The organism is Candidatus Methanomethylophilaceae archaeon (genome assembly GCA_017524805.1).
Lineage (GTDB): Archaea > Thermoplasmatota > Thermoplasmata > Methanomassiliicoccales > Methanomethylophilaceae > Methanoprimaticola.
Genome location: JAFXUX010000043.1, coordinates 12,411 through 30,162, shown reverse-complemented (window position 1 = coordinate 30,162; position 17,752 = coordinate 12,411). Strand labels below are relative to the sequence as shown.

Genomic DNA, 17,752 nt, shown 5'->3' with positions numbered 1-17,752 from the left:
AAGCGTTATCCCCTGGACAGGCTTTCATTGGCCTTCCCCAAGCTCCTCCAGCTCTTTCGAAGCCCATACTATGCCCCCGTCCGATGCCGTCTTCAGCCACATGGATGCCTTCCTCATGTCGGCTTTTCCGTCCGTCCTGTCGCGCCATATCCTGCCCACTATACCGGCCAGCTCCGACTCCAGCAGCGGGTTGTTGGCTTCCGCCATAAGGAGCTGGGCGTTCGAGATGGAGGCGTCGGCGTCGTCAGAGGTTTTCCAATGGTTTTCCGCGCGTCTTACGGTGTTGTTCCTGGACAGCATCCTGCCGGAGCGTATGGAATCCATGGCGGCGCATACCTTCAGGAATTCTCTTTCCAAAAGAAGGTCAAGGTCAGGAGCCCCTTTCACGATGGCGTCCAGGCATCTGTACGCGTAATCGTAGTACTCCTGGATGTAATGGCCTTTGGACATGCCCCATAAATGGAGGTAGTCGCAGATGATGTTCGACGGCATGGGGATGCAGCGGCAGCCAAGCTTTTTCATCAGCGCTTCGCAGTATTTTCCGGTGATTCTGCGCCTTCTTTCCACTGGATAATCGCGGATGTAGCCCACTTTGCCTTCTTTGTCGACGTGCCAGAGAGCGTCCCTCATCTCAATAAATATGATGTTGTTCCCATATCTTCCCCTGACGAACTCGCAGAATGCGTCCATCATCCCTTCGATCCCGGGGACGTCTTCCGTCTCGACGAAGCGGATGCTCTCCGGCTCGAAGCCTTTTTTCCTCGTCGCCGCGCGGATCTCATCGGCGGAAATGCTCTCGGCGGTATAGTAATGGGTCTTTCCGCCGAATTTGGCTTCGTGGTATCCGAATGTGAGGGATCTGGTATCTATGAGCAGCCATTCCGACCCGGAGCCGTTCAGTTCGTCGGCGTATCTCATGTTGAGGTCGTCCAGCTTCAGCCGTTTGTGGAAATCCCTCTCGCCCTTGACATCGTCCATCGTCGCCCAGAGTTCAGGGTCCACATTCTCCATGTCAGAATAGTATGGGAGAGACAATCTCGTGTATTTCCCGACATCATACTCGTTGCCGTTGGCCAGGCCGAAAATGTCGCGGGAAACGCACACGCCCAGTATGTCGAACGAGGCCGTTTTCTTTTTGGCCTGGGATTTCTCGCCGTAATATTCGTAATCCTCGTCCACGATATCATCCTCCAGCCTTTCCTTCAAGCTCTTTTAGCTCGATCTCGGCCTGTTTGATTTTCTCGGAGGCTTTCGACAACCATCTGATTGCGTTGCTTTTGCTTTGGGGGAGACCTTTCCCGTCGCGGTATGCCCTTCCGAGGATCAGCATGGCTTTCGCGTTCCCTCTTTCGGTCATCCTGCGCGCCAAGGCGACCATCTCCAGCAGGGAATCGTCGGAGCCTTCTCTCCACAGTATGTCCAAAAGATCGCTTTCGGCGCTTTGGATGCCGGAACCCGCGGATTTCCTCATCCATTCCGCGGCCTTCGAAATATCGGCTTTGCCGTCCTTCCTGTCCTTCCAGATGGATCCGATGCGGCGCTCAAGCTCTCCTCTGCCTTCGGCGCTTCTGGCATTCCTGTATCTGGCCATGGCTGAGCTCATCAATCCGTCGACGCCATCTTTTTTGTTGCTTGCGTTCCACTGCCTGTCGAGACGTCTTATCGCGTCCTGATCGAATGCGTAGCTTTCCCCGCGCATGCAGTCCATCCTGATTCCGATAGAGATTCCCAGCTCTATCATCCGTCTGCGCGCGTCTTCGCCTCCGGCTACCATAGCGTCCAGGCAGGATTCCGCGTATCCGAGGAATTCGGGGGCATATCTCCCTGAGTCGGAGCCCAATATGTTGGTTGGGGTGCGCACGCAGAAACATCCCAGGCTGTCCACGAATCCGAGCAGGCATTCGTTCGCCGACTCTATGGCATCCTCGTCGGGATCTCCGAGGTATTTTACATCGCCATCTTTGCCGATGGAGTAAAGCGGATCTCTCAGGTCAATGGCGACAGCCTTCTCTCCGTAAGAGCGTTTTATCGCCTGGCAGATGCGGTCCAGACGGTTGTCCAGGCCGGGGATGCTGTTGAACCCGATCCTGCCCACGGAACCGTCAGGCTCTTCGAATCCGAACCTACCGCAGGGAACGTGCTCTTTGATGCCTCCGCGGTCAATCTCGAAATAGTCGCCGGATATCGATCTGACATCAATGGCTATCCATTCCGAGCGTTTTTCCGGGAAAGATATGTCGCCATCCGAGAATGAGATGCCCAGCAGGTTTCCGACTTTGTATCCGCATTCCCCCAGGATCAGCGCCGCTTCGCTGACTCCGGATGCGCACAGCACGTCGAATTCGGCTTCTTTCCGCCACAGCGGTTCGATGGTGCCCCTTCTGTCCAAGATAATCACCATCCAGATCGCAGCAAAAACCCGGCGGCTAGTATGACGATCACGGATACGGCGGCCGCGGCATAGAACGCGATTTCCTTTCTCCTGTCGCCGCGCTCCCTCTCTCTGAAGGATTCCTCGCAGATCTCCCCGCAGTATTCCTTCCCGAATTCGATGGGCTCGCCGCAGTATTTGCAGTGGGAATGGTCGGGGAGCCTCGTTCCTGCCATGTCTTTGTCAAGCGAATGCCGATATTTTATGCTGACGATTGTTTAGCAATCTTAATCGGATAGGCTTTGATTTAAAGCGTTTCTGAGGGGTCTCATACCGCACCCCGTCGGTGCGGAGGAAAGGCAATGGTTAGGTTCGTTCTTAGGAACAGGGCGAGATCCGTCTCGGTGAAGATGGATCTCGGCAACGAAGAGGAGATATCCGAGATCAGCGACACGGCATCCGAATACTGGGGCGGAGGATTCATATTGCGCAGGGGATACAGTCTGCTGAGGGCGGATGGCAAGGTCGGGGATCTCATTTCCGACGGAGACGTCGTCGAGGCGATACCGGATCCCGATTCCGACCCAAATATGGGGAGGCAGGAAGATTTTGGCAGGAAGATTGGGGTCGCACGCCGATGCGATCGCGGATCCGCGCGCGGTTGAAGCCGCGGTCTTGGTCGGGGAGGATCGCACCGAATCCGGGGAAGACGCGGAATCGTTCCTCATGGGCGAGATCTGCCGCGACGGCAACGGGACTTACGTGCTCATCAATGGCATATCCGCCTCTCCCGCCGGCGCCGTCGGCCTGTCCGTCGCGTACGAAAGCGGGGGCTTGGAGCCTTCTCCGGATGACGAAAGAAGGTTCCTCGAAGGATTCCCCGACGGGATACTGATGGTGGCCGACGTCTACGCCCAGAAAATCGCGTTCTACAAGCGCTCAGAGGATGGAATAGCGCCCGCATCGGTTCTGATGAGGGAGCGAGCTCAGACCCAAATCGCGTGGCGGCCGCGCATGTCCTCTTCGGTGATGCCGCCGCGCTCCATTATCTCGCACACCAAGCATTCGAAGAACAGGTGCGCGGAATCCTCGAAGGCCGATCCCAGAGGCATGGTCCCGCTGGACGAATCGGTTTTGATAACTATTGTGACATCAGAGGATTTCGACAATTCGCTTTTCGGCTGGGATGTGAGGGAGACGACGGTGGAGCCGATGCGGCGTGCGATCTTCGCCGTCTGCACGACCGAAGACGTCTTCCCGGTGTTGGACAGCAGGATGACGAGATCCTTGCTGGCGATGATGGGGGTCGTCATCTCTCCGACGAAATGGACGTCGAAGCCGAGCTGAACCAGGCGAACGGCGAAAAGCTGCCCTATCAGACCCGATCTCCCGGATCCGTAGATGAATATCCTTTCGCTGGAGAAGATGAGGTCCAGCAGCCTGTCTTTGGCCGCATTGTCCACGGAATCCACCGCGGACATGCAGCCTTCAAGAATTTTTCCGAGGTTTTCCCGCATCTCATTCACTGGATTCGCTCTTCTTCTTGTCTTTGAGGGATTTGGCCACCTTTTTGGCGAGAACCCTCTCATATATGATTTTCATATACATCGCGTCGTGCTCAAGAAGCGGTGATGTGGAGATCACGGTCGCATCCGGCTTCATCTCGATGAGGGCTTCCGCCAGCGGATCGAATTTGAGGTTGCCTTTCTTGATGGGCGTGAGCCTTTTCTCGTCCCCGTCCTCGTACTCGACTCCGGCGAACGCGGTGTGGATCCTGCCTTTGCAGTGCTTTCTGATGTCATCCAAGACCTCGCGGAAGTCGTCCACCTCTTTCAGGGCGCCGTTGGTGCGCGAATAGTAGTGCGAGAAGTTCATGACAGGCGTGATGCTCGGGAATTCTTTGCAGAGGTCGAAAATCTGGTCGAGGGATCCGAAGACTCCCTGCTGCCCGGTTACTTCCACGCCGAATCTTGGTTTGATGTTGTTGTCTTCCCACCATTCGGTGAGGTATTCGACGTTGTCGTAGATCATCTCGTCGATCTCTTTGCGGTTTCTGCGCTCGTCATCGTATATCCCGAGGCTGGTGACGACAATGTCGCCGTCAAGGGCGTTCAGCACCAGCGCAGTGTTCTGGACGCTCTGCAGGCAGGTCTCGGTCAGAGCCGTATCCGATCCGAGGTCCATATAATAAGGCGTGTGGATCGACAGGTTGACGTCCAGCCATTTCGCCCTTTTCCCGATGGCCGCGAACTCGCTGTATTTCTTTACGATGTCGGATTGGAGCATGATTATGTAGTCGTCCTCGTCGATGGGCTCATCCGGATCGCAGATGACCTCGTCGTTCCTGAGGATGCTGATCGCGAATCCTTCCTCGACGTCCCTGGATTCGATGTCCCTGAATCCGTTCCCTATCTCCTCGTCGTCAGGGGTTATGAGATGGGTCATCGGCCTTACCATCTGGACTTCCAGGGCGCTGAGGCTGAGGTTATGGACATCTTCGATGCCGTCCTGTAGTGTGCGGCCTTTGCAGGAAAGAGGGATGCCGGCGGGTCCGAATCTTATCATGCGATCACGACGGCGCCATGTTCGGCGCATTATTAATTTATATTGCCGCCAAACGTTGGACTTCCCGTCCCATACGGGAATCGGGCGGAGCATCCGGGGCTGGATATGCCGATCTAAACGTCGGGCTCCCGCGGCTCAGGGCATCGGAAAAAGTTCATTCTGAAGGCTTTCTGCTTTTCCCAATGTAGTTAATATTAAATGTAACCCCTGTATACGACCGCTCACCAACACTGGGAGAGTCAGAAATATGACAAGCAGAAAGACTAATCCCCAGCTCGTCGCCACCATCGACAACCTCAAGGCGATGACTAGGGAGAACGACGCTGCTATCTGGCGTGATATCGCGCTTAGGCTCGAAAAGTCCAAAAGCAACTGGGCCGAAGCGAATCTCAGCAAACTCGAGAGGTATGCCAAAGACGGCGAGACCATCGTCGTCCCCGGCAAAGTTCTCGCAGCAGGTAGCATCAGCAAGAAGGTCACCGTGGCGGCATACAGCTTCTCCGGAGCCGCAGCCAAAGCGATCGCCGCCGCAGGCGGAAAGACGCTCACCATCGAGGAACTGGCAAAGTCCAACCCCAAGGGAACTGGCGTCAGGATTATGAGGTGATTTGGATGGTAACAGTAATCGACGGAAGGAACCTCATCCACGGAAGGCTCGCCAGCCTCGTAGCGGAGAGGATCATGGACGGCGAGGAGATCGTCGTTCTCAACGCGGAGTCCATCGTCATCACCGGCGTCAAAGAGAACGTCTTCAGGGACTTCAAAGCCAAAGTCGACCGTGGAGACACTACCAAGAGGAAAGGACCATTCTATCCTCGCAGGGCGGATCTTCTCTTCAAGAGATGCGTCAGAGGCATGATCCCCTGGAACTCCTCCAGCGGAAGGGAAGCTTACAGGAGGCTTCACGTCTTCGTCGGCACCCCCAAGCAGTTCGAGGATGTCGAGAAAGAGAGACCGGAGCAGGCCTGCAGGAAGATCACCGGCAAATATACTACCCTGGGAGCCGTTTCCAAATTCCTGGGTTCCAATGTGAGATGATCTCATGGTTGAGTGCGTAAACACCAGCGGAAAGAGGAAGACCGCAATTGCCAGGGCCACTGTGAAGGCCGGAACCGGAAAGGTCACCATCAACAAGGTTCCCATCGAAGTCTTCACGCCCGAGCTTGCGAAGCTCAAGATCGAGGAGCCTCTCGGGCTCGTCCCCGAGAAAGCCCAGAACGTCGACATCGCCGTCCTCGTGAACGGCGGAGGCGTCATGGGCCAGGCCGCGGCCGCTAGGACCGCCATCGCCAGAGGGCTCGTCGAGTTCTACAAGGACGAAGAGCTCGAAGCGGTCTTCAGGACATACGACAGGACCCTCATCATCAATGACGACAGGCGCAAGCTTCCCAAGAACCCCCTCGGTCCTGGCGCCCGCGCCAAGAAGCAGAAGTCCTACCGTTGAAGTGGTCTCATGATAATTCCGGTTAGATGTTTCACGTGCGGAAAGGTCGTCGGATCGGCCTATTCCGAATACGTAAGGCGCGTCGGGCTTGGAGAGGATCCTAAGACGGTCCTCGACGACCTGGGGTTTGAGAGGTACTGCTGCCGCAGGATGATCGTGGCGCATGCCGATCTGATCGGAGAGATCGCTCCCCTCGGATGATTCCATAAGCCAGCGAATCATTCGCTGCGATTCAAACCGGGCCTTCGGGCCCATTTGTTTTCAGTTTTATTTCCCGCAGTTTTTCTGGGCGCTGACTCGATAGCAATCTTTATAATCGATTAGTTAATCACGCCATTGTGGGCCCGTGGGGTAGCTTGGTATCCTTCGTGCTTGGGGTGCACGTAACTCCAGTTCAAATCTGGGCGGGCCCACTCTCGTGCTTATCCATCGCGTTTTCTATTCTCGTTCATTCTGCGGTTATCATCCTCATCGCTGACAACCGCGATGATGGGCGGTCGACTTCGGTGTTTCCAGCAGGAAGTGCATGCGATGGCCAGACATCCGATCGGCGCTATTTCCGTCGTTATGCGATGCCAGCAGCCAGTCAATCCGGGGGCCAGATGTTTTTCGTGAAGCACATCCCAAAGAAAAATATATAACTCTAAATCCATCCCTCTAAGGATATAATTGGATGGATGATACAGCTTAATGACTGGAATCCCAATTCATCCAGTCGGATGGCCAGCCTTGATCGGCTCCCATCCAAGCGCGCGTTTGGAGTGATATGATGCGTTACGGAAAATTCGTTCTCTTTGCCGTTGCGTTGGCAGCAATCCTTGCGCCGACATTGTCTATGTCGGATGACAGTTCTGCGGCCACATACAGCGAAATAAGGGTATACATCGAGAACGCCAGCGGGGAATACGACATGTCTGTCGTCGGAGGGGTTTCCACGGTCAAAGAGGCCATAGAAGCCGCCGCGGCAGATCAAGGAAAGATCATCGCGCTGGTCAGCAACGGCTCGGCAGTGAGATCCGTCGACGGCCTGGAGCCTGAGAGCGACAAATATTGGAGGGTGCACCAGTGGCTTCCATTGGGAACCTCGGGCTGGAAGCATACGGCTTTGGACAAGTCTGACGGGATGGTTTCCGGGACTTCGTATTGCCTGCATATATGCGAGCGCGTGAACATCGACGGGTCTCAGGACTATGTGGCGCCGGATTTCAAGCCCGAATCCGAAGGATACATATTCTTCAGGTTCGCGAACGGGTTCATACCGACCATCCCCGAAGTCCTCGAGGCTTTCACATCTGAAGTCAGAAAAGAAGGGTTCTGGCTCAAGGGAACCGGTTCCACCATGGCCGAAGTGCTGGACGATGCCATCAAGTCGAACGGATTCGACGTCGAGCTCAATTATACCCAGGACAAGAACGGAAACAACATCCAGGGATGGATCAAGACGATGTTCGGTCTCGGAGACGAGCTCGAGGAAGGAAGCGACGACATATGGCACTATTGGAGCCAGTGGACGTGGGTCGAAGGGGATTGGAGCTATAACGAATGGACTCTGGGATTCTATGACCCTGCCGTGTACAAGTATGTCATGTGCATCTATCTGATATCCACTCCGGATCCCTACAGCACCGATTACATCATAGACGTGGGCGGGGACCTCCCGAATCCGGATAAGGAAGAGGTCATCTGCATCTCCAACCATCCCGTCGTGACGTTCGCACTCCCCGACGGGACCGCAGTAGCGACCCAAGTTCTGAAGTATGGGGAGACCCCGAATATGGCTCTCGTTCCTGAGCCAGAGGCTCCCAAGGGCAAGACATTCTCCGGATGGGGAGACACCACCGTCCCGATCGTCCGCGACACGACTTTCACGGCCAATTTCATCGATGCCGCTTCGTATATGGTCCGCTATTGGGACGAGTCGAAGACGGCCGTCCTGTATGCGGAGACTGTCGCCAGCGGTTCTTCATCCACATACAAGGGGACGACCCCGTACAAAGCGCCGACCTCCGAGTTCAGATACGAGTTCGAAGGATGGAGCGCGGATCTGACCCATGTGACTTCAGATATGGACGTGACTCCCGTGTTCAAAGCGGTCCCGTTGGCGCATGAGCATTCCTGGGGCGAAGGAGTCGTAACGAAGGCCGCGACATGCGTCTCGGAAGGCGTGAAGACGTACGCCTGCTCCTGCGGTGAGGTCAAAACCGAGCCAATTCCCGCGCTCGGGCATTCATGGTCCGAATGGAAGGTCACGAAGCAGCCCACCTCGAAGGACAAAGGCACGGAGACACGCACGTGCTCCGTATGCGGGGAGACCGAAAGCAGGGACATCCCTCCGACCGGAGAGGATTCCGGGAGCGGCTCCGACAACACGGTGCTCTATGTGGGAGCAGCGATAGCCGCGATAGTGGCCATTGCCATAATAGCCGTCATCGTGATGAAGAGAAAGGGCTGAGCCATGAGAGCGTCCTCTATAAAGCTGGCAACCGCCGCCTCGATTGCCGCACTGATCCTCGCATCGATACCGTTCATCGGTTTCTCGGTCGACATGACCGACGAGAAGCAGGGCGTGATGATTGATTTCGCCTATTACAATGTGGAATGGGTAGAATTGGATCTGGATGGGCTGACCGGCATGGGGGCGCTCGAATCGGCATGCTCCAAGAAGGGCTACGGGATAGAGTACAACGAGGACGGCACGGTATATTCCGTGGGGAACGTGCCCCAGCTGATCAACGTCGACTGGGGGATGTACATCCTCGAGGGTGTCGGCAAGGATACCCATTGGGCAGAGGTCGAAGATCCCTCATCATACGACGTCTCAAGCCAGAAGATAATCTCGTGGGCCCGGGCAGGCGAGGGCAGCGCGATGATGCCTGCCGTCGATGCCACCGGGTTCACTTATTACAGCTATGCCACCGAAGGAAAGAACCGTTTCGGAGAGGACCTGAGGGTGGCGACTTTGGCTCCGTCCGTTGCCGAGACGGTCTGCGCCGTGGGGGGCCTGGACAACATAATCGCCACCGATAGGTATTGCGATTATCCCAACCGTTTGGTGGAGCGCCAGAACAGCGGAGAGGTCCGTTTGGTCGGAGGGTTTACCGACCCCAACTTCGAGCTGATCGTGGCGGAATCGCCGGACCTGGTGTTCCTGGACGGGGGCACCGGGGAGCACGTGACGATGGCTGACAAACTCCGCAAAGCGGGGATCAATTGCGTCGTCCTGCATCCGGCGAACAGCCTGAACGATTTCATGATGAACCTGTGGGTATGCGCTTCGGCACTGGGATTCCCAGAGAACGGGAATTCATACATTAAAGACGCCAAGGAAGTGATCAACAACATCTGCAGGATCGCCGATCTCAGCGGCAAGAGGGTGTTCTTGTCGCTCGGTATCAGCGATTCCCCATATACGCCAGGCCCAGGCACATACGTGACCAACATGATCGAGTCGCTGGGCGCGGAGAACATATTCGCGGATGGAACCCAATCGTGGTTCATGGTGGACAGAGAGGCCGTCTACGACAGGCAGCCCGACATCATCATAATAATCTACGATGCCGGAGAAATCAGCACCCCAAGGGAATACAGGGCGCTTCTGTCCGGCCTCAACGATATGTGGAAGCAGACTCCAGCGTTCGAGAGCGGGGAAGTGTACGTGTTCTCCGGGGACGCCGCCAGTCTCCTTTCCAGGCCCGGGGCCAGGATCCCGGAATCCTTGGAGCTTCTGGCCAAGATAATGGATCCGGAATCCTTCGAGGCCGCCGACCCCACTGATATAGTCGGCGTGAAGTATTACAACGATAGCTATAACGACCCGGTGGACGGGTATCTGACGTATGTCAAAGCGAAGGGGCTGTTGGAATGGCAAAGATGATTGCGTTTGCGGCGCTTTTGCTGGCGATATTGGCTCCCCTCGCGTTCGCAGATGTCTCGGACGCCGATTCGGACGGGCTGCTGGTAGACTATGGCAATGGCAAGCTGTCTTGGTACGGACTGTCTGCCGGGGAGACCGTCAAAGACGTCATCTCTTCTGCGCTGGCATCCGCCGGCGTTCCCCTGGAATTTGAGGCCGCAGGAGAAGAAGAATACATCAGGTCGATAAACGGGCAAGAGTCCATTTCCATCGGCACGGGAGAACAAGCCCAGGAATGCGTCTGGAGGATCTATTCCTGGGATGGGGTGGCATGGGAGCCGGAGCCGAGGGATGCCAGCCTGCAGTATTTCGGAGGCCCTTTGGCGCTGGGATTCTATCCGACCGAGAGCATAGTGCCGGTGTCCAACCCAGATTACACAGACGTTTGGATCTGTTACAAAGGCAATTCGTCGTCCGATGGCGTCAGCTATTCGTACGGCCCGGATTCCATAGCGCAGCCTCTTGAGTGGTACAATGCCTATCCCGGCGCAGTCGACTGCTCCATTCTCTATGCCGACGGCCTCATATACCACACCGCCGCGGGGCTGTATGGAAGCGTGGGTATGGACAGCTTGGCATGGCTGTATTGCCTGGACCCGGTCAACTAACAGGTTGCGTGGTCTCTGAGCTATTCGGACTCAGGGAACATCGAGATTTCGACTCCCGTCATCATCGGTGATATGATAATCCTGACCGCAGGCAATTGGCACATCTATTGTCTGGACAGGTTCACGGGGGATCCCGTGGCCGAGCTGTATCCGTCGGGATCGTCTCCGGACAAGTGCAACATAGCCCGCTCCACCGAATACGATGTAGACAGAAGCGACCCTTCCGTGGTGAAGGACAGGCTCCACAACAATTCGGGCATATCGAACGCCGTCTATGACAGCGGTGCCCTCTATTTCAACGGCTCTGACGGCATCATGCGTTGCTATTCCGTCGATAGAGAGGACGGTTTCAGGGAGCTTTGGACCCACGTTCCCGATTCCTCGGTCAGAGGATGCTTCTACTTCTATCCGCCCCACATAGCCACAGTCGAAGGCAAGAAGGCCGTCATATCCGGCAATTACGCCGGGAATATGATCTGCGTCGATGCGTGCACCGGCGAAAAGATATGGGACGCGCCACTAGCGGATTCCAAGGGCAACCATTCCGGGGCAGTGACCGCAATATCCATCTGCTCCGGCGAGAGGGCCATAGCATGCTTCGCGGACGGCGGGATGGTATCGTCCAGCGGAGGGATAGCGCTGATCAGCCTCGCCGATGGGTCGGTCATATGGGAGAAAGATGTCCTCTGCAGCAAGCCGGCGGTGTTCGGGGGCAGATTGTATTCTTACGTAACATATTCGATGAACGGCGCCCAGACTCTGGTCAGCCACGATACCGGCGCGGAGATCCCGCTGGAGAACGGATATTATTCTTTCTGGGTGGACGACGGCACCGTCGCCTGGTCCAGAACCACTGACGCGCTTTCGGTGGGCGGGATAACGTACTGCGGCGGGAGGATTTACAGCATGGATTATTCGCCGGGGTCGGAAGGTTCCATGGGCGGCTGGGTATGGTGCATCGACGCCGACAACGGGGATGTCGTCTGGAAGGCCAAGGTGAGCCCGTACGGAGGATCGGCATACAGCATGTGCGCCCCGACGGTTGTGGACGGCAAGGTCTTGGTCGGGAACGACTACGGCGCCGTATATGTGCTGTCCGAGGTCCCCGGGACCGAGCGCAAAGAGACTTCCGGGATAAACTACGAATCGCAAGGGCTGGCTCACTGGTCGTGGGCTGCCCTGGTCATTATTGCCGTCGCCGTCGCGGCTGTCACGGCATGGATGTATAGGAGGGCATGATAGGCATGGCAGACAGCGGAGGATCCCGCGGGAAGGGGTTCATCGATACGCTTCGCAAAGGTTTCAGAGCTATGAACGATAGCATCGGCCCTGAGAACGCCACCAAAAGCGAGATAAAGACCAAGAAGAAGCGCTTCAGAATAATCCTCGTAGCGGGGATATTCTTCCTCGCGGTCATGTTCTTGGTCTCCATATCCATATCAGCGGGCGGAATAATCCCGATAACCGACGCATTCTCGTCTCTGATATCGGCTATTTCCAAGGGAGGGGAGAACCTGACCACCGAGGAGCTTTACGTGTTCTCGTCGAGGCTTCCCAGGGTAGTCGCGGCCGTGGGCGTCGGAGCGGGGTTGGCGATAGCGGGCTGCATGTTCCAGGCTCTCATCAGGAACCCGATGGTCGACCCGTATATCACCGGAGTGTCTTCCGGGGCCGGATGTCTGGCCGTGGCCGCGTCCACGATGCTGGCTTCCATCCCTCTGTTCGCCGGGTACAGCGCATACATCATCCCCGTGGCCGCCATCGTCGGAGGTCTGATCGCTTTCGCCGCCACGCTGCTGGTGGCCGAAGGCGCCGGAGGCTCCGCGACGAACTACATCCTGTCCGGTGTGATAGTCGGATTCGCGTTCTCCTCCGTGCAGACCGTGTTCCTGTCGCTTAACAAAGACAACCTGACCAACGTCATGTGGTGGCTTTACGGATCCTTCGGAAACATCACCTGGGAGAACGCGTTTCTGGTGATGATCCCGGCGCTGGGAATATCGCTGATAGCCATGCTGTGGGCCAGGGAATTCAACGTGTTCACGGCGGGAGAGGATCAGGCCAGGCTTCTGGGTCTCAACGTCAGGAGATTCAAGGCTCTGATGATGGTCGTCGCTTCCATCCTGGCTTCCATATGCGTGGCATTCGTCGGGGTCATAGGGTTCGTCGGACTCATCATCCCCCACGCATGCAGGATGCTTCTGGGGAGCGACCACAGGCTCATCATGCCCGCCTCCATCGTGCTGGGGGCTGTCCTGATGCTGTTCTCGGACATCATAGCCAGGGTGGCCATAGCCCCGCTGGAGCTGCCCGTCGGTGCGATAACCGCGATGATCGGAACGCCGGTCTTCGCGTACATGCTGGTCAAGAGGGGGCGCGAATATGACGGATGATCAGGTCTTGAAGATAGAGGACCTCAAAATTTCGTTCGGGGACTTCGAGGCTCTCCATGGGATTTCGCTCTCCATCCCCAAAGGCAGGCTCGTAGGTCTGATAGGACCCAACGGGTGCGGCAAATCCACCATGATGAAGTGCATATCCAAGCTTCATACCGGGTGGACGGGAAAGATAGTCGTGGACGGCAACGACACGTCCAAGATGCGCCCGCCAGACATCGCCAAGCTAGTCGCCAACGTTCCCGCCGAAGTGGGATCCATGTACGGGGTCTCGGTGATGGACATGGTCATGCTCGGAAGGTATCCGTTCGTGAACAAAGTCTGGTGGGAATCCGAGGACGACGAGAAGATCGTCATGGAAGCCCTCAAGACGTTCGGCCTCGAGAATTACAGAAGGAAGCAGGTCTCTCTGCTGTCATCGGGAGAGAAGCAGCGCACGCTTATCGCCAAGGCATACGTGCAGAATCCGAAGCTGATGCTCGTGGACGAGCCGACCTCGCACCTTGACATGAAATACAAGCTGGAGGTCATGGAATACCTTCAGAAGATGGCCCGCAGCGACATGACAGTGATGGTCGCGGAGCATGACATCTCTCTGATGGCGAGATACTGCGACCTATGCATCATAATGAAGAAGGGCAACATAGTCACCATCGGCAATCCGAAGGAAGTGATCACCGAAGACCTCATCAGAAGGGTCTACGAGGTGGAAGCCCACGTCGGCGTCGACAGGGACGGCGAGATATACGTGCTTCCGAAGAGGTCCATATCGCCTGAGGAGGCGTTCGGGGGCGGGGAATGAAATGCGCTGGATGCTGCCGCTGCTGCTGACGCTCGCGCTGGTCGCCATCCCATTGGCAGGCGAGGCCGATGCCCAAGACCATTTCACGGTGCGCTTCGAACTGCCGGACGGCACTGTGATAGCGGAGCAGCAGGTCGCCGCGGGGGCTCAAATCAATCTGTCTGAGATCCCTGCGATAGAGGTGCCCGAAGGGGTGACCATGTATTGGGGCGACGTAACGCAGCCTATAACCCAGGACACGACGTTCAGGGCAACTTTCATATCCAGGGTCGAGACCCACATCGTTAGCTATTATGACGAGACCGGGGAGATATTCCTGCATAGGGAGGTCGTTCTTGACGGGAACGCCGCTGTTTACGGCGGCATACCCACCAAGCCTTCGGACAGCCAGCACTCGTATGTATTCGCGGGGTGGAGCGAGGATCTGTCCTCCGTCACTTCGGACATCTCCGTGAGGGCGGTGTTCGAGGCGGCCGAGAGGGAATGCGAGATCAGATTCTTCGATTATGACCGCTCGCTGATCGCCACCAGATCGGTCCCGTACGGCGGGACGCTCACAGACTTGCCTGAGAGCCCGTCACGGCCGTCGACCGTAGGATACAGGTACGAGTTCGTGTCATGGAGCATAACGCCCAACGGCAACAGCCCGGCCCATTTCACGGACGTGAGCGATACCATGTTCGTATACGCGTACTATGCGCCTTTCCCAGCCGAATACACGGTGTCTTTCCATCACGGAAGCGACGTCGTCCGCAAGGATGTCAGGGAATACAACACGCCCATTGGAGGCGCTGCCGCCCTGGACATCTTCGAAGGCGAAGGCATCGCTCTGTTCTACAGGGACAGCGGCCTTTCCATCCCGATGTCTGTCGACGACGTGGTCATCGGAAATACCGATGTCTACGTCAAGAAGATCCCGGGAATCTATGCGGCAGAGAGAGACGCTTCCGGGAACGTCATCGGGAATGCCATCTCCGTCTCCCACAACCAATCGACCGCATCAGAGATCCCAGTTGAGAACGGCGAAGCGATTCTGTACGACATCTCCCAGTTCGGGAGCGGTTTCATAGCGTCCATCGACAAGGAATCGGTGAGGCTGGCTGCCGAGAAGGTCGGTTCCGGCACGCTTCTGAAGATGTCGGTTCCCAGAGGGTCCGTATCCATGAAGGCTTCGGATATGCTTCTTCTGGCCGAGGGCGGAGATATAACCCTGTCCGTGAGCAACGGACCGTCCAGCATCAGGATGGCTTCTGCCCTCAAGAGGATCAATTATTCAGCGTTCTACAGCGTCGCTCTGAAGGTCGGAGGCCGCTCCATCACGGATCTGACGGAGATGGGATCCGAAGCGAAGCTCTCTTTCCCGGTGGATCTGGCCGAGGGATTGAACGGTGCCGCATGGAACATCTCCTCGAAAGGTGTCCTGACCCAGATGGAATCGGAATACGATGGCAGGGAAGTGAGCTTCAGATCCCCCACAATCCAGTTCTATGCCGTCGGAACCGACAGCGAGAACGCCGGGACAGTCAAGGAGCAGGTCATCGTTCCCACGGGGAAGACCTCGTTCTCCAGGGTATCCGTCGGAAGCGGATATGCGGCCGAGCTGACGTCCATGTCCATCGACAACTTGGGCGATATTCTGTTCCTGCCTTCGTCGTTGGGATCGAACGCGCTGGTCTCCGTGGCTCAGGGAGCACTTAATGATGTTAGGAACGCCCCGGCCATTGCGGTCCCCGCGACGGTATCCAAATTCAGCTGGAACAATTGGTCGAATTCCGTGGCGGATGTCTATTTCCTCGGGGATAAGCCAGAATTCTTCGGGGAAATCCCGGCTTCGGTCACGGTACACAGGCTTTCCGGCGCTTCCGGCTGGGATTCCGAGACCGACGAGGTTCCGGTTCTGCTTTACGACGGGGCCTACAAGAAAGACCCGTTCTCTTTCTACTATTTCATAATCGATGGGAAGGCCATAGTGCACAGGTATGTGTCGGGCGTTTACGTCCAGATACCCAGATACGTCTCCGCCATGGGCAACGTGTATCCGATCGTCGCCATCGGCAATTCCGCTTTCATGCTCGCCGAAGGGTCCGATTATGAGCTTTACGGGCTGTCCTATCGCGATTACAATCTTGAGACGGTGGAGATACCCTCTTCCGTGACAGACATCATGGCCGACGCATTCAGAGGATCTACCGTCCGCAACGTGTTCGGCATGGATTCCGTGGTCCGCATCTGGGACGGCGCATTCGGGAGCTGCCGCTCGCTTTCCTCCCCGTCGCTGCCTGATTCGCTTCTGTACATAGGCGAAGGCGGGTTCAGAGGATGCTCCGCAAAGACGTTTGCAAGGGTCTCTCTGCCTGGGAGTCTCAAATCTATGGGTGACGCAGCTTTCTATGGGTGCTCCAATCTGGTGGGCGTGAAGCTCGGAGATTCCATCGTCGCCATTCCGGACAGCTGCTTTGCCAATTGCGTCTCTTTGGGCGGGATAACGTTCCCGGCTTCCGTGAAGTCGATAGGGAACAGCGCCTTCTACAACTGCGGAGACATAACCTACGTCGATCTTGCCGGCGTGGAGTCTTTAGGCTCGGATGCGTTCGCCAATTCCAGGGCATCATCCGAGCTGGAATGCGTCGTCATCGGGGAGAGCATGAAGACCATGGGGACAGGCGCGTTCTCGGGGTGCTCTTCGATAGCCGAGATAGAGGCTCACTGCCCTTGGCCCGCAAACATCCAAGAGGTGTTCTCCGGGCTGGATCTGAGTTCGGTGAAGTATTATGTCGAAACCGAGGACAGGAAATCTTGGGAAGAGCACTATAGTGACGTAGAGATACTGGATGAGGAAGACAATGTCAAGAAAGATAATTCTCTGACTTACTTCACGCTGGGGATGCTGGTCTTCTTCATCATAGCAGGGATCGTATCCTTCCGGTACAGGATGAAGGCATGATTAACGTCAGAGAAGAGCTCCTTGTTTTGGCCGATCCCGGAAACGCTGAGTTCAGCGCGAAGCTGACCCCATGCGACCATAAGTTTTTGGGAGCGAGGATTCCGGAGCTCAGAAAGCTGGCCAAAAGGATAGCGAAGGACGACCTCGAAGGGTATTTGGCTGCTTGGGAGCCCGAATACTTCGAGGATTATATGCTAAGAGGTCTGGCCACAGCCTATGCCAAAGTCCCTCTGGATGAGAGGCTTCGCTTGTACCAGGATTTCATTCCCCTCATAGACAATTGGTCTGTATGCGATTCGTTCTGCTCCACATGGAAGCCCAAAGAGAACGAGAAAGAAGCGGTGTGGGATTTCATCGTCCCTTATCTGAGCACCGGGATGGAGTATCAGATGAGGTTCGCGGCCGTCATGATGCTGGACCATTTCATAGATGAGGGCCACATTCATAAGGTGATATCAGAGATCGATCGGGTCCTCTGCGAAGGGTATTACTACAGGATGGCCGCGGCTTGGTGTCTGTCAGAATGTATGGCGAAATTCCCGGACGTCACTTTGGGGTATTTGGGCGGGGAATGCGGGGTCGACGATTGGATCCGTTCCAAGGCCATGCAGAAGTGCTTGGAATCGTACCGCGTTAGCGATGCTGTCAAAGCGGAGATCAGAAGTCTGAGATGAAGCTGGGCAAATCTGATTATAAGTCAGATGGTCAT

The 17,752-nt window shown here is 56.3% G+C and carries 18 protein-coding genes and 1 tRNA gene; 14 read left to right on the top strand and 5 right to left on the bottom strand.

Going from position 1 to position 17,752, the window contains the following annotated elements; translation table 11 throughout:
* Window positions 1–24 precede the first annotated feature (24 nt).
* The 3 genes from IKP20_08765 to IKP20_08755 are packed head-to-tail and all read right to left on the bottom strand — an operon-like array spanning window position 25 to window position 2,607.
* Window positions 25–1,206 carry a hypothetical protein gene (locus tag IKP20_08765; GenBank protein ID MBR4505036.1) on the bottom strand — a complete coding sequence of 394 codons (1,182 nt, stop codon included), beginning with the start codon at window positions 1,204–1,206 and terminating at the stop codon, window positions 25–27.
* Window positions 1,184–2,389: a sel1 repeat family protein gene (locus IKP20_08760; GenBank protein ID MBR4505035.1), complete on the bottom strand. Its 1,206-nt coding sequence runs from the start codon at window positions 2,387–2,389 to the stop codon at window positions 1,184–1,186. Before IKP20_08760 ends, IKP20_08765 begins: the two co-directional genes overlap by 23 nt.
* Window positions 2,390–2,394: 5 nt before the next feature.
* Window positions 2,395–2,607, bottom strand: coding sequence for a DUF2116 family Zn-ribbon domain-containing protein (locus IKP20_08755; protein MBR4505034.1), 213 nt, complete (start codon window positions 2,605–2,607; stop codon window positions 2,395–2,397).
* Window positions 2,608–2,733: 126 nt separating this feature from the next.
* Here IKP20_08755 and IKP20_08750 point away from each other — a divergent pair, with 126 nt between their 5' ends.
* Window positions 2,734–3,036, top strand: coding sequence for a hypothetical protein (locus IKP20_08750; protein ID MBR4505033.1), 303 nt, complete (start codon window positions 2,734–2,736; stop codon window positions 3,034–3,036).
* Between the two features lie 321 nt (window positions 3,037–3,357).
* On the opposite strand, the gene IKP20_08745 is transcribed toward IKP20_08750, so the two are convergent.
* Both IKP20_08745 and IKP20_08740 read right to left on the bottom strand, forming a co-directional pair.
* Window positions 3,358–3,852, bottom strand: coding sequence for an SIS domain-containing protein (locus IKP20_08745; protein ID MBR4505032.1), 495 nt, complete (start codon window positions 3,850–3,852; stop codon window positions 3,358–3,360).
* 37 nt (window positions 3,853–3,889) lie between these two features.
* On the bottom strand, window positions 3,890–4,936 hold the full coding sequence (locus IKP20_08740; GenBank protein ID MBR4505031.1) for a TIM barrel protein: 1,047 nt from the start codon (window positions 4,934–4,936) through the stop codon (window positions 3,890–3,892).
* 247 nt (window positions 4,937–5,183) lie between these two features.
* On the opposite strand from IKP20_08740, the gene IKP20_08735 reads away from it, so the two are divergent.
* From IKP20_08735 to IKP20_08675, 13 genes are all read left to right on the top strand, one after another.
* Complete coding sequence (locus IKP20_08735) at window positions 5,184–5,543, top strand: 50S ribosomal protein L18e (protein ID MBR4505030.1); 360 nt, start codon at window positions 5,184–5,186, stop codon at window positions 5,541–5,543.
* Between the two features lie 5 nt (window positions 5,544–5,548).
* A complete protein-coding gene (locus IKP20_08730) occupies window positions 5,549–5,974 on the top strand; it encodes a 50S ribosomal protein L13 (GenBank protein MBR4505029.1) in 426 nt (141 codons plus the stop codon).
* Between the two features lie 4 nt (window positions 5,975–5,978).
* Window positions 5,979–6,380, top strand: a complete 402-nt coding sequence (locus tag IKP20_08725; protein MBR4505028.1) for a 30S ribosomal protein S9 — start codon at window positions 5,979–5,981, stop codon at window positions 6,378–6,380.
* A 9-nt stretch (window positions 6,381–6,389) separates the two neighbouring features.
* Complete coding sequence (locus tag IKP20_08720; protein MBR4505027.1) at window positions 6,390–6,581, top strand: DNA-directed RNA polymerase subunit N; 192 nt, start codon at window positions 6,390–6,392, stop codon at window positions 6,579–6,581.
* A 139-nt stretch (window positions 6,582–6,720) separates the two neighbouring features.
* Window positions 6,721–6,793, top strand: a tRNA-Pro gene (locus IKP20_08715).
* Between the two features lie 356 nt (window positions 6,794–7,149).
* Window positions 7,150–8,832, top strand: a complete 1,683-nt coding sequence (locus IKP20_08710) for a hypothetical protein (GenBank protein MBR4505026.1) — start codon at window positions 7,150–7,152, stop codon at window positions 8,830–8,832.
* 3 nt (window positions 8,833–8,835) lie between these two features.
* The gene (locus IKP20_08705) at window positions 8,836–10,254 is read left to right on the top strand and encodes an ABC transporter substrate-binding protein (protein MBR4505025.1); all 1,419 of its coding nucleotides are present in this window, start codon (window positions 8,836–8,838) and stop codon (window positions 10,252–10,254) included.
* A complete protein-coding gene (locus IKP20_08700; protein MBR4505024.1) occupies window positions 10,242–10,901 on the top strand; it encodes a hypothetical protein in 660 nt (219 codons plus the stop codon). Before IKP20_08705 ends, IKP20_08700 begins: the two co-directional genes overlap by 13 nt.
* Before the next feature lie 72 nt (window positions 10,902–10,973).
* Window positions 10,974–12,140 (top strand): PQQ-binding-like beta-propeller repeat protein, encoded by a 1,167-nt coding sequence (locus IKP20_08695; GenBank protein MBR4505023.1) that lies wholly within the window; start codon window positions 10,974–10,976, stop codon window positions 12,138–12,140.
* 71 nt (window positions 12,141–12,211) lie between these two features.
* Window positions 12,212–13,294: an iron ABC transporter permease gene (locus IKP20_08690; GenBank protein MBR4505022.1), complete on the top strand. Its 1,083-nt coding sequence runs from the start codon at window positions 12,212–12,214 to the stop codon at window positions 13,292–13,294.
* Window positions 13,284–14,099 (top strand): ABC transporter ATP-binding protein, encoded by an 816-nt coding sequence (locus IKP20_08685; protein ID MBR4505021.1) that lies wholly within the window; start codon window positions 13,284–13,286, stop codon window positions 14,097–14,099. The genes IKP20_08690 and IKP20_08685 overlap by 11 nt, the downstream gene beginning before the upstream one ends.
* A gap of 1 nt (window position 14,100) precedes the next feature.
* Complete coding sequence (locus tag IKP20_08680) at window positions 14,101–17,043, top strand: leucine-rich repeat domain-containing protein (GenBank protein ID MBR4505020.1); 2,943 nt, start codon at window positions 14,101–14,103, stop codon at window positions 17,041–17,043.
* Window positions 17,040–17,717: a DNA alkylation repair protein gene (locus IKP20_08675; protein MBR4505019.1), complete on the top strand. Its 678-nt coding sequence runs from the start codon at window positions 17,040–17,042 to the stop codon at window positions 17,715–17,717. The genes IKP20_08680 and IKP20_08675 overlap by 4 nt, the downstream gene beginning before the upstream one ends.
* Window positions 17,718–17,752: the final 35 nt, after the last annotated feature.

Coding starts and splice junctions, on each gene's coding strand:
- IKP20_08755 (MBR4505034.1), bottom strand. CDS start 2,607: ATGGCAGGAACGAGGCTCCCCGACCATTCCCACTGCAAATACTGCGGC.
- IKP20_08750 (MBR4505033.1), top strand. CDS start 2,734: ATGGTTAGGTTCGTTCTTAGGAACAGGGCGAGATCCGTCTCGGTGAAG.
- IKP20_08745 (MBR4505032.1), bottom strand. CDS start 3,852: ATGTCCGCGGTGGATTCCGTGGACAATGCGGCCAAAGACAGGCTGCTG.
- IKP20_08740 (MBR4505031.1), bottom strand. CDS start 4,936: ATGATAAGATTCGGACCCGCCGGCATCCCTCTTTCCTGCAAAGGCCGC.
- IKP20_08735 (MBR4505030.1), top strand. CDS start 5,184: ATGACAAGCAGAAAGACTAATCCCCAGCTCGTCGCCACCATCGACAAC.
- IKP20_08730 (MBR4505029.1), top strand. CDS start 5,549: ATGGTAACAGTAATCGACGGAAGGAACCTCATCCACGGAAGGCTCGCC.
- IKP20_08725 (MBR4505028.1), top strand. CDS start 5,979: ATGGTTGAGTGCGTAAACACCAGCGGAAAGAGGAAGACCGCAATTGCC.
- IKP20_08720 (MBR4505027.1), top strand. CDS start 6,390: ATGATAATTCCGGTTAGATGTTTCACGTGCGGAAAGGTCGTCGGATCG.
- IKP20_08710 (MBR4505026.1), top strand. CDS start 7,150: ATGCGTTACGGAAAATTCGTTCTCTTTGCCGTTGCGTTGGCAGCAATC.
- IKP20_08705 (MBR4505025.1), top strand. CDS start 8,836: ATGAGAGCGTCCTCTATAAAGCTGGCAACCGCCGCCTCGATTGCCGCA.
- IKP20_08700 (MBR4505024.1), top strand. CDS start 10,242: ATGGCAAAGATGATTGCGTTTGCGGCGCTTTTGCTGGCGATATTGGCT.
- IKP20_08695 (MBR4505023.1), top strand. CDS start 10,974: ATGATAATCCTGACCGCAGGCAATTGGCACATCTATTGTCTGGACAGG.
- IKP20_08690 (MBR4505022.1), top strand. CDS start 12,212: ATGAACGATAGCATCGGCCCTGAGAACGCCACCAAAAGCGAGATAAAG.
- IKP20_08685 (MBR4505021.1), top strand. CDS start 13,284: ATGACGGATGATCAGGTCTTGAAGATAGAGGACCTCAAAATTTCGTTC.
- IKP20_08680 (MBR4505020.1), top strand. CDS start 14,101: ATGCGCTGGATGCTGCCGCTGCTGCTGACGCTCGCGCTGGTCGCCATC.
- IKP20_08675 (MBR4505019.1), top strand. CDS start 17,040: ATGATTAACGTCAGAGAAGAGCTCCTTGTTTTGGCCGATCCCGGAAAC.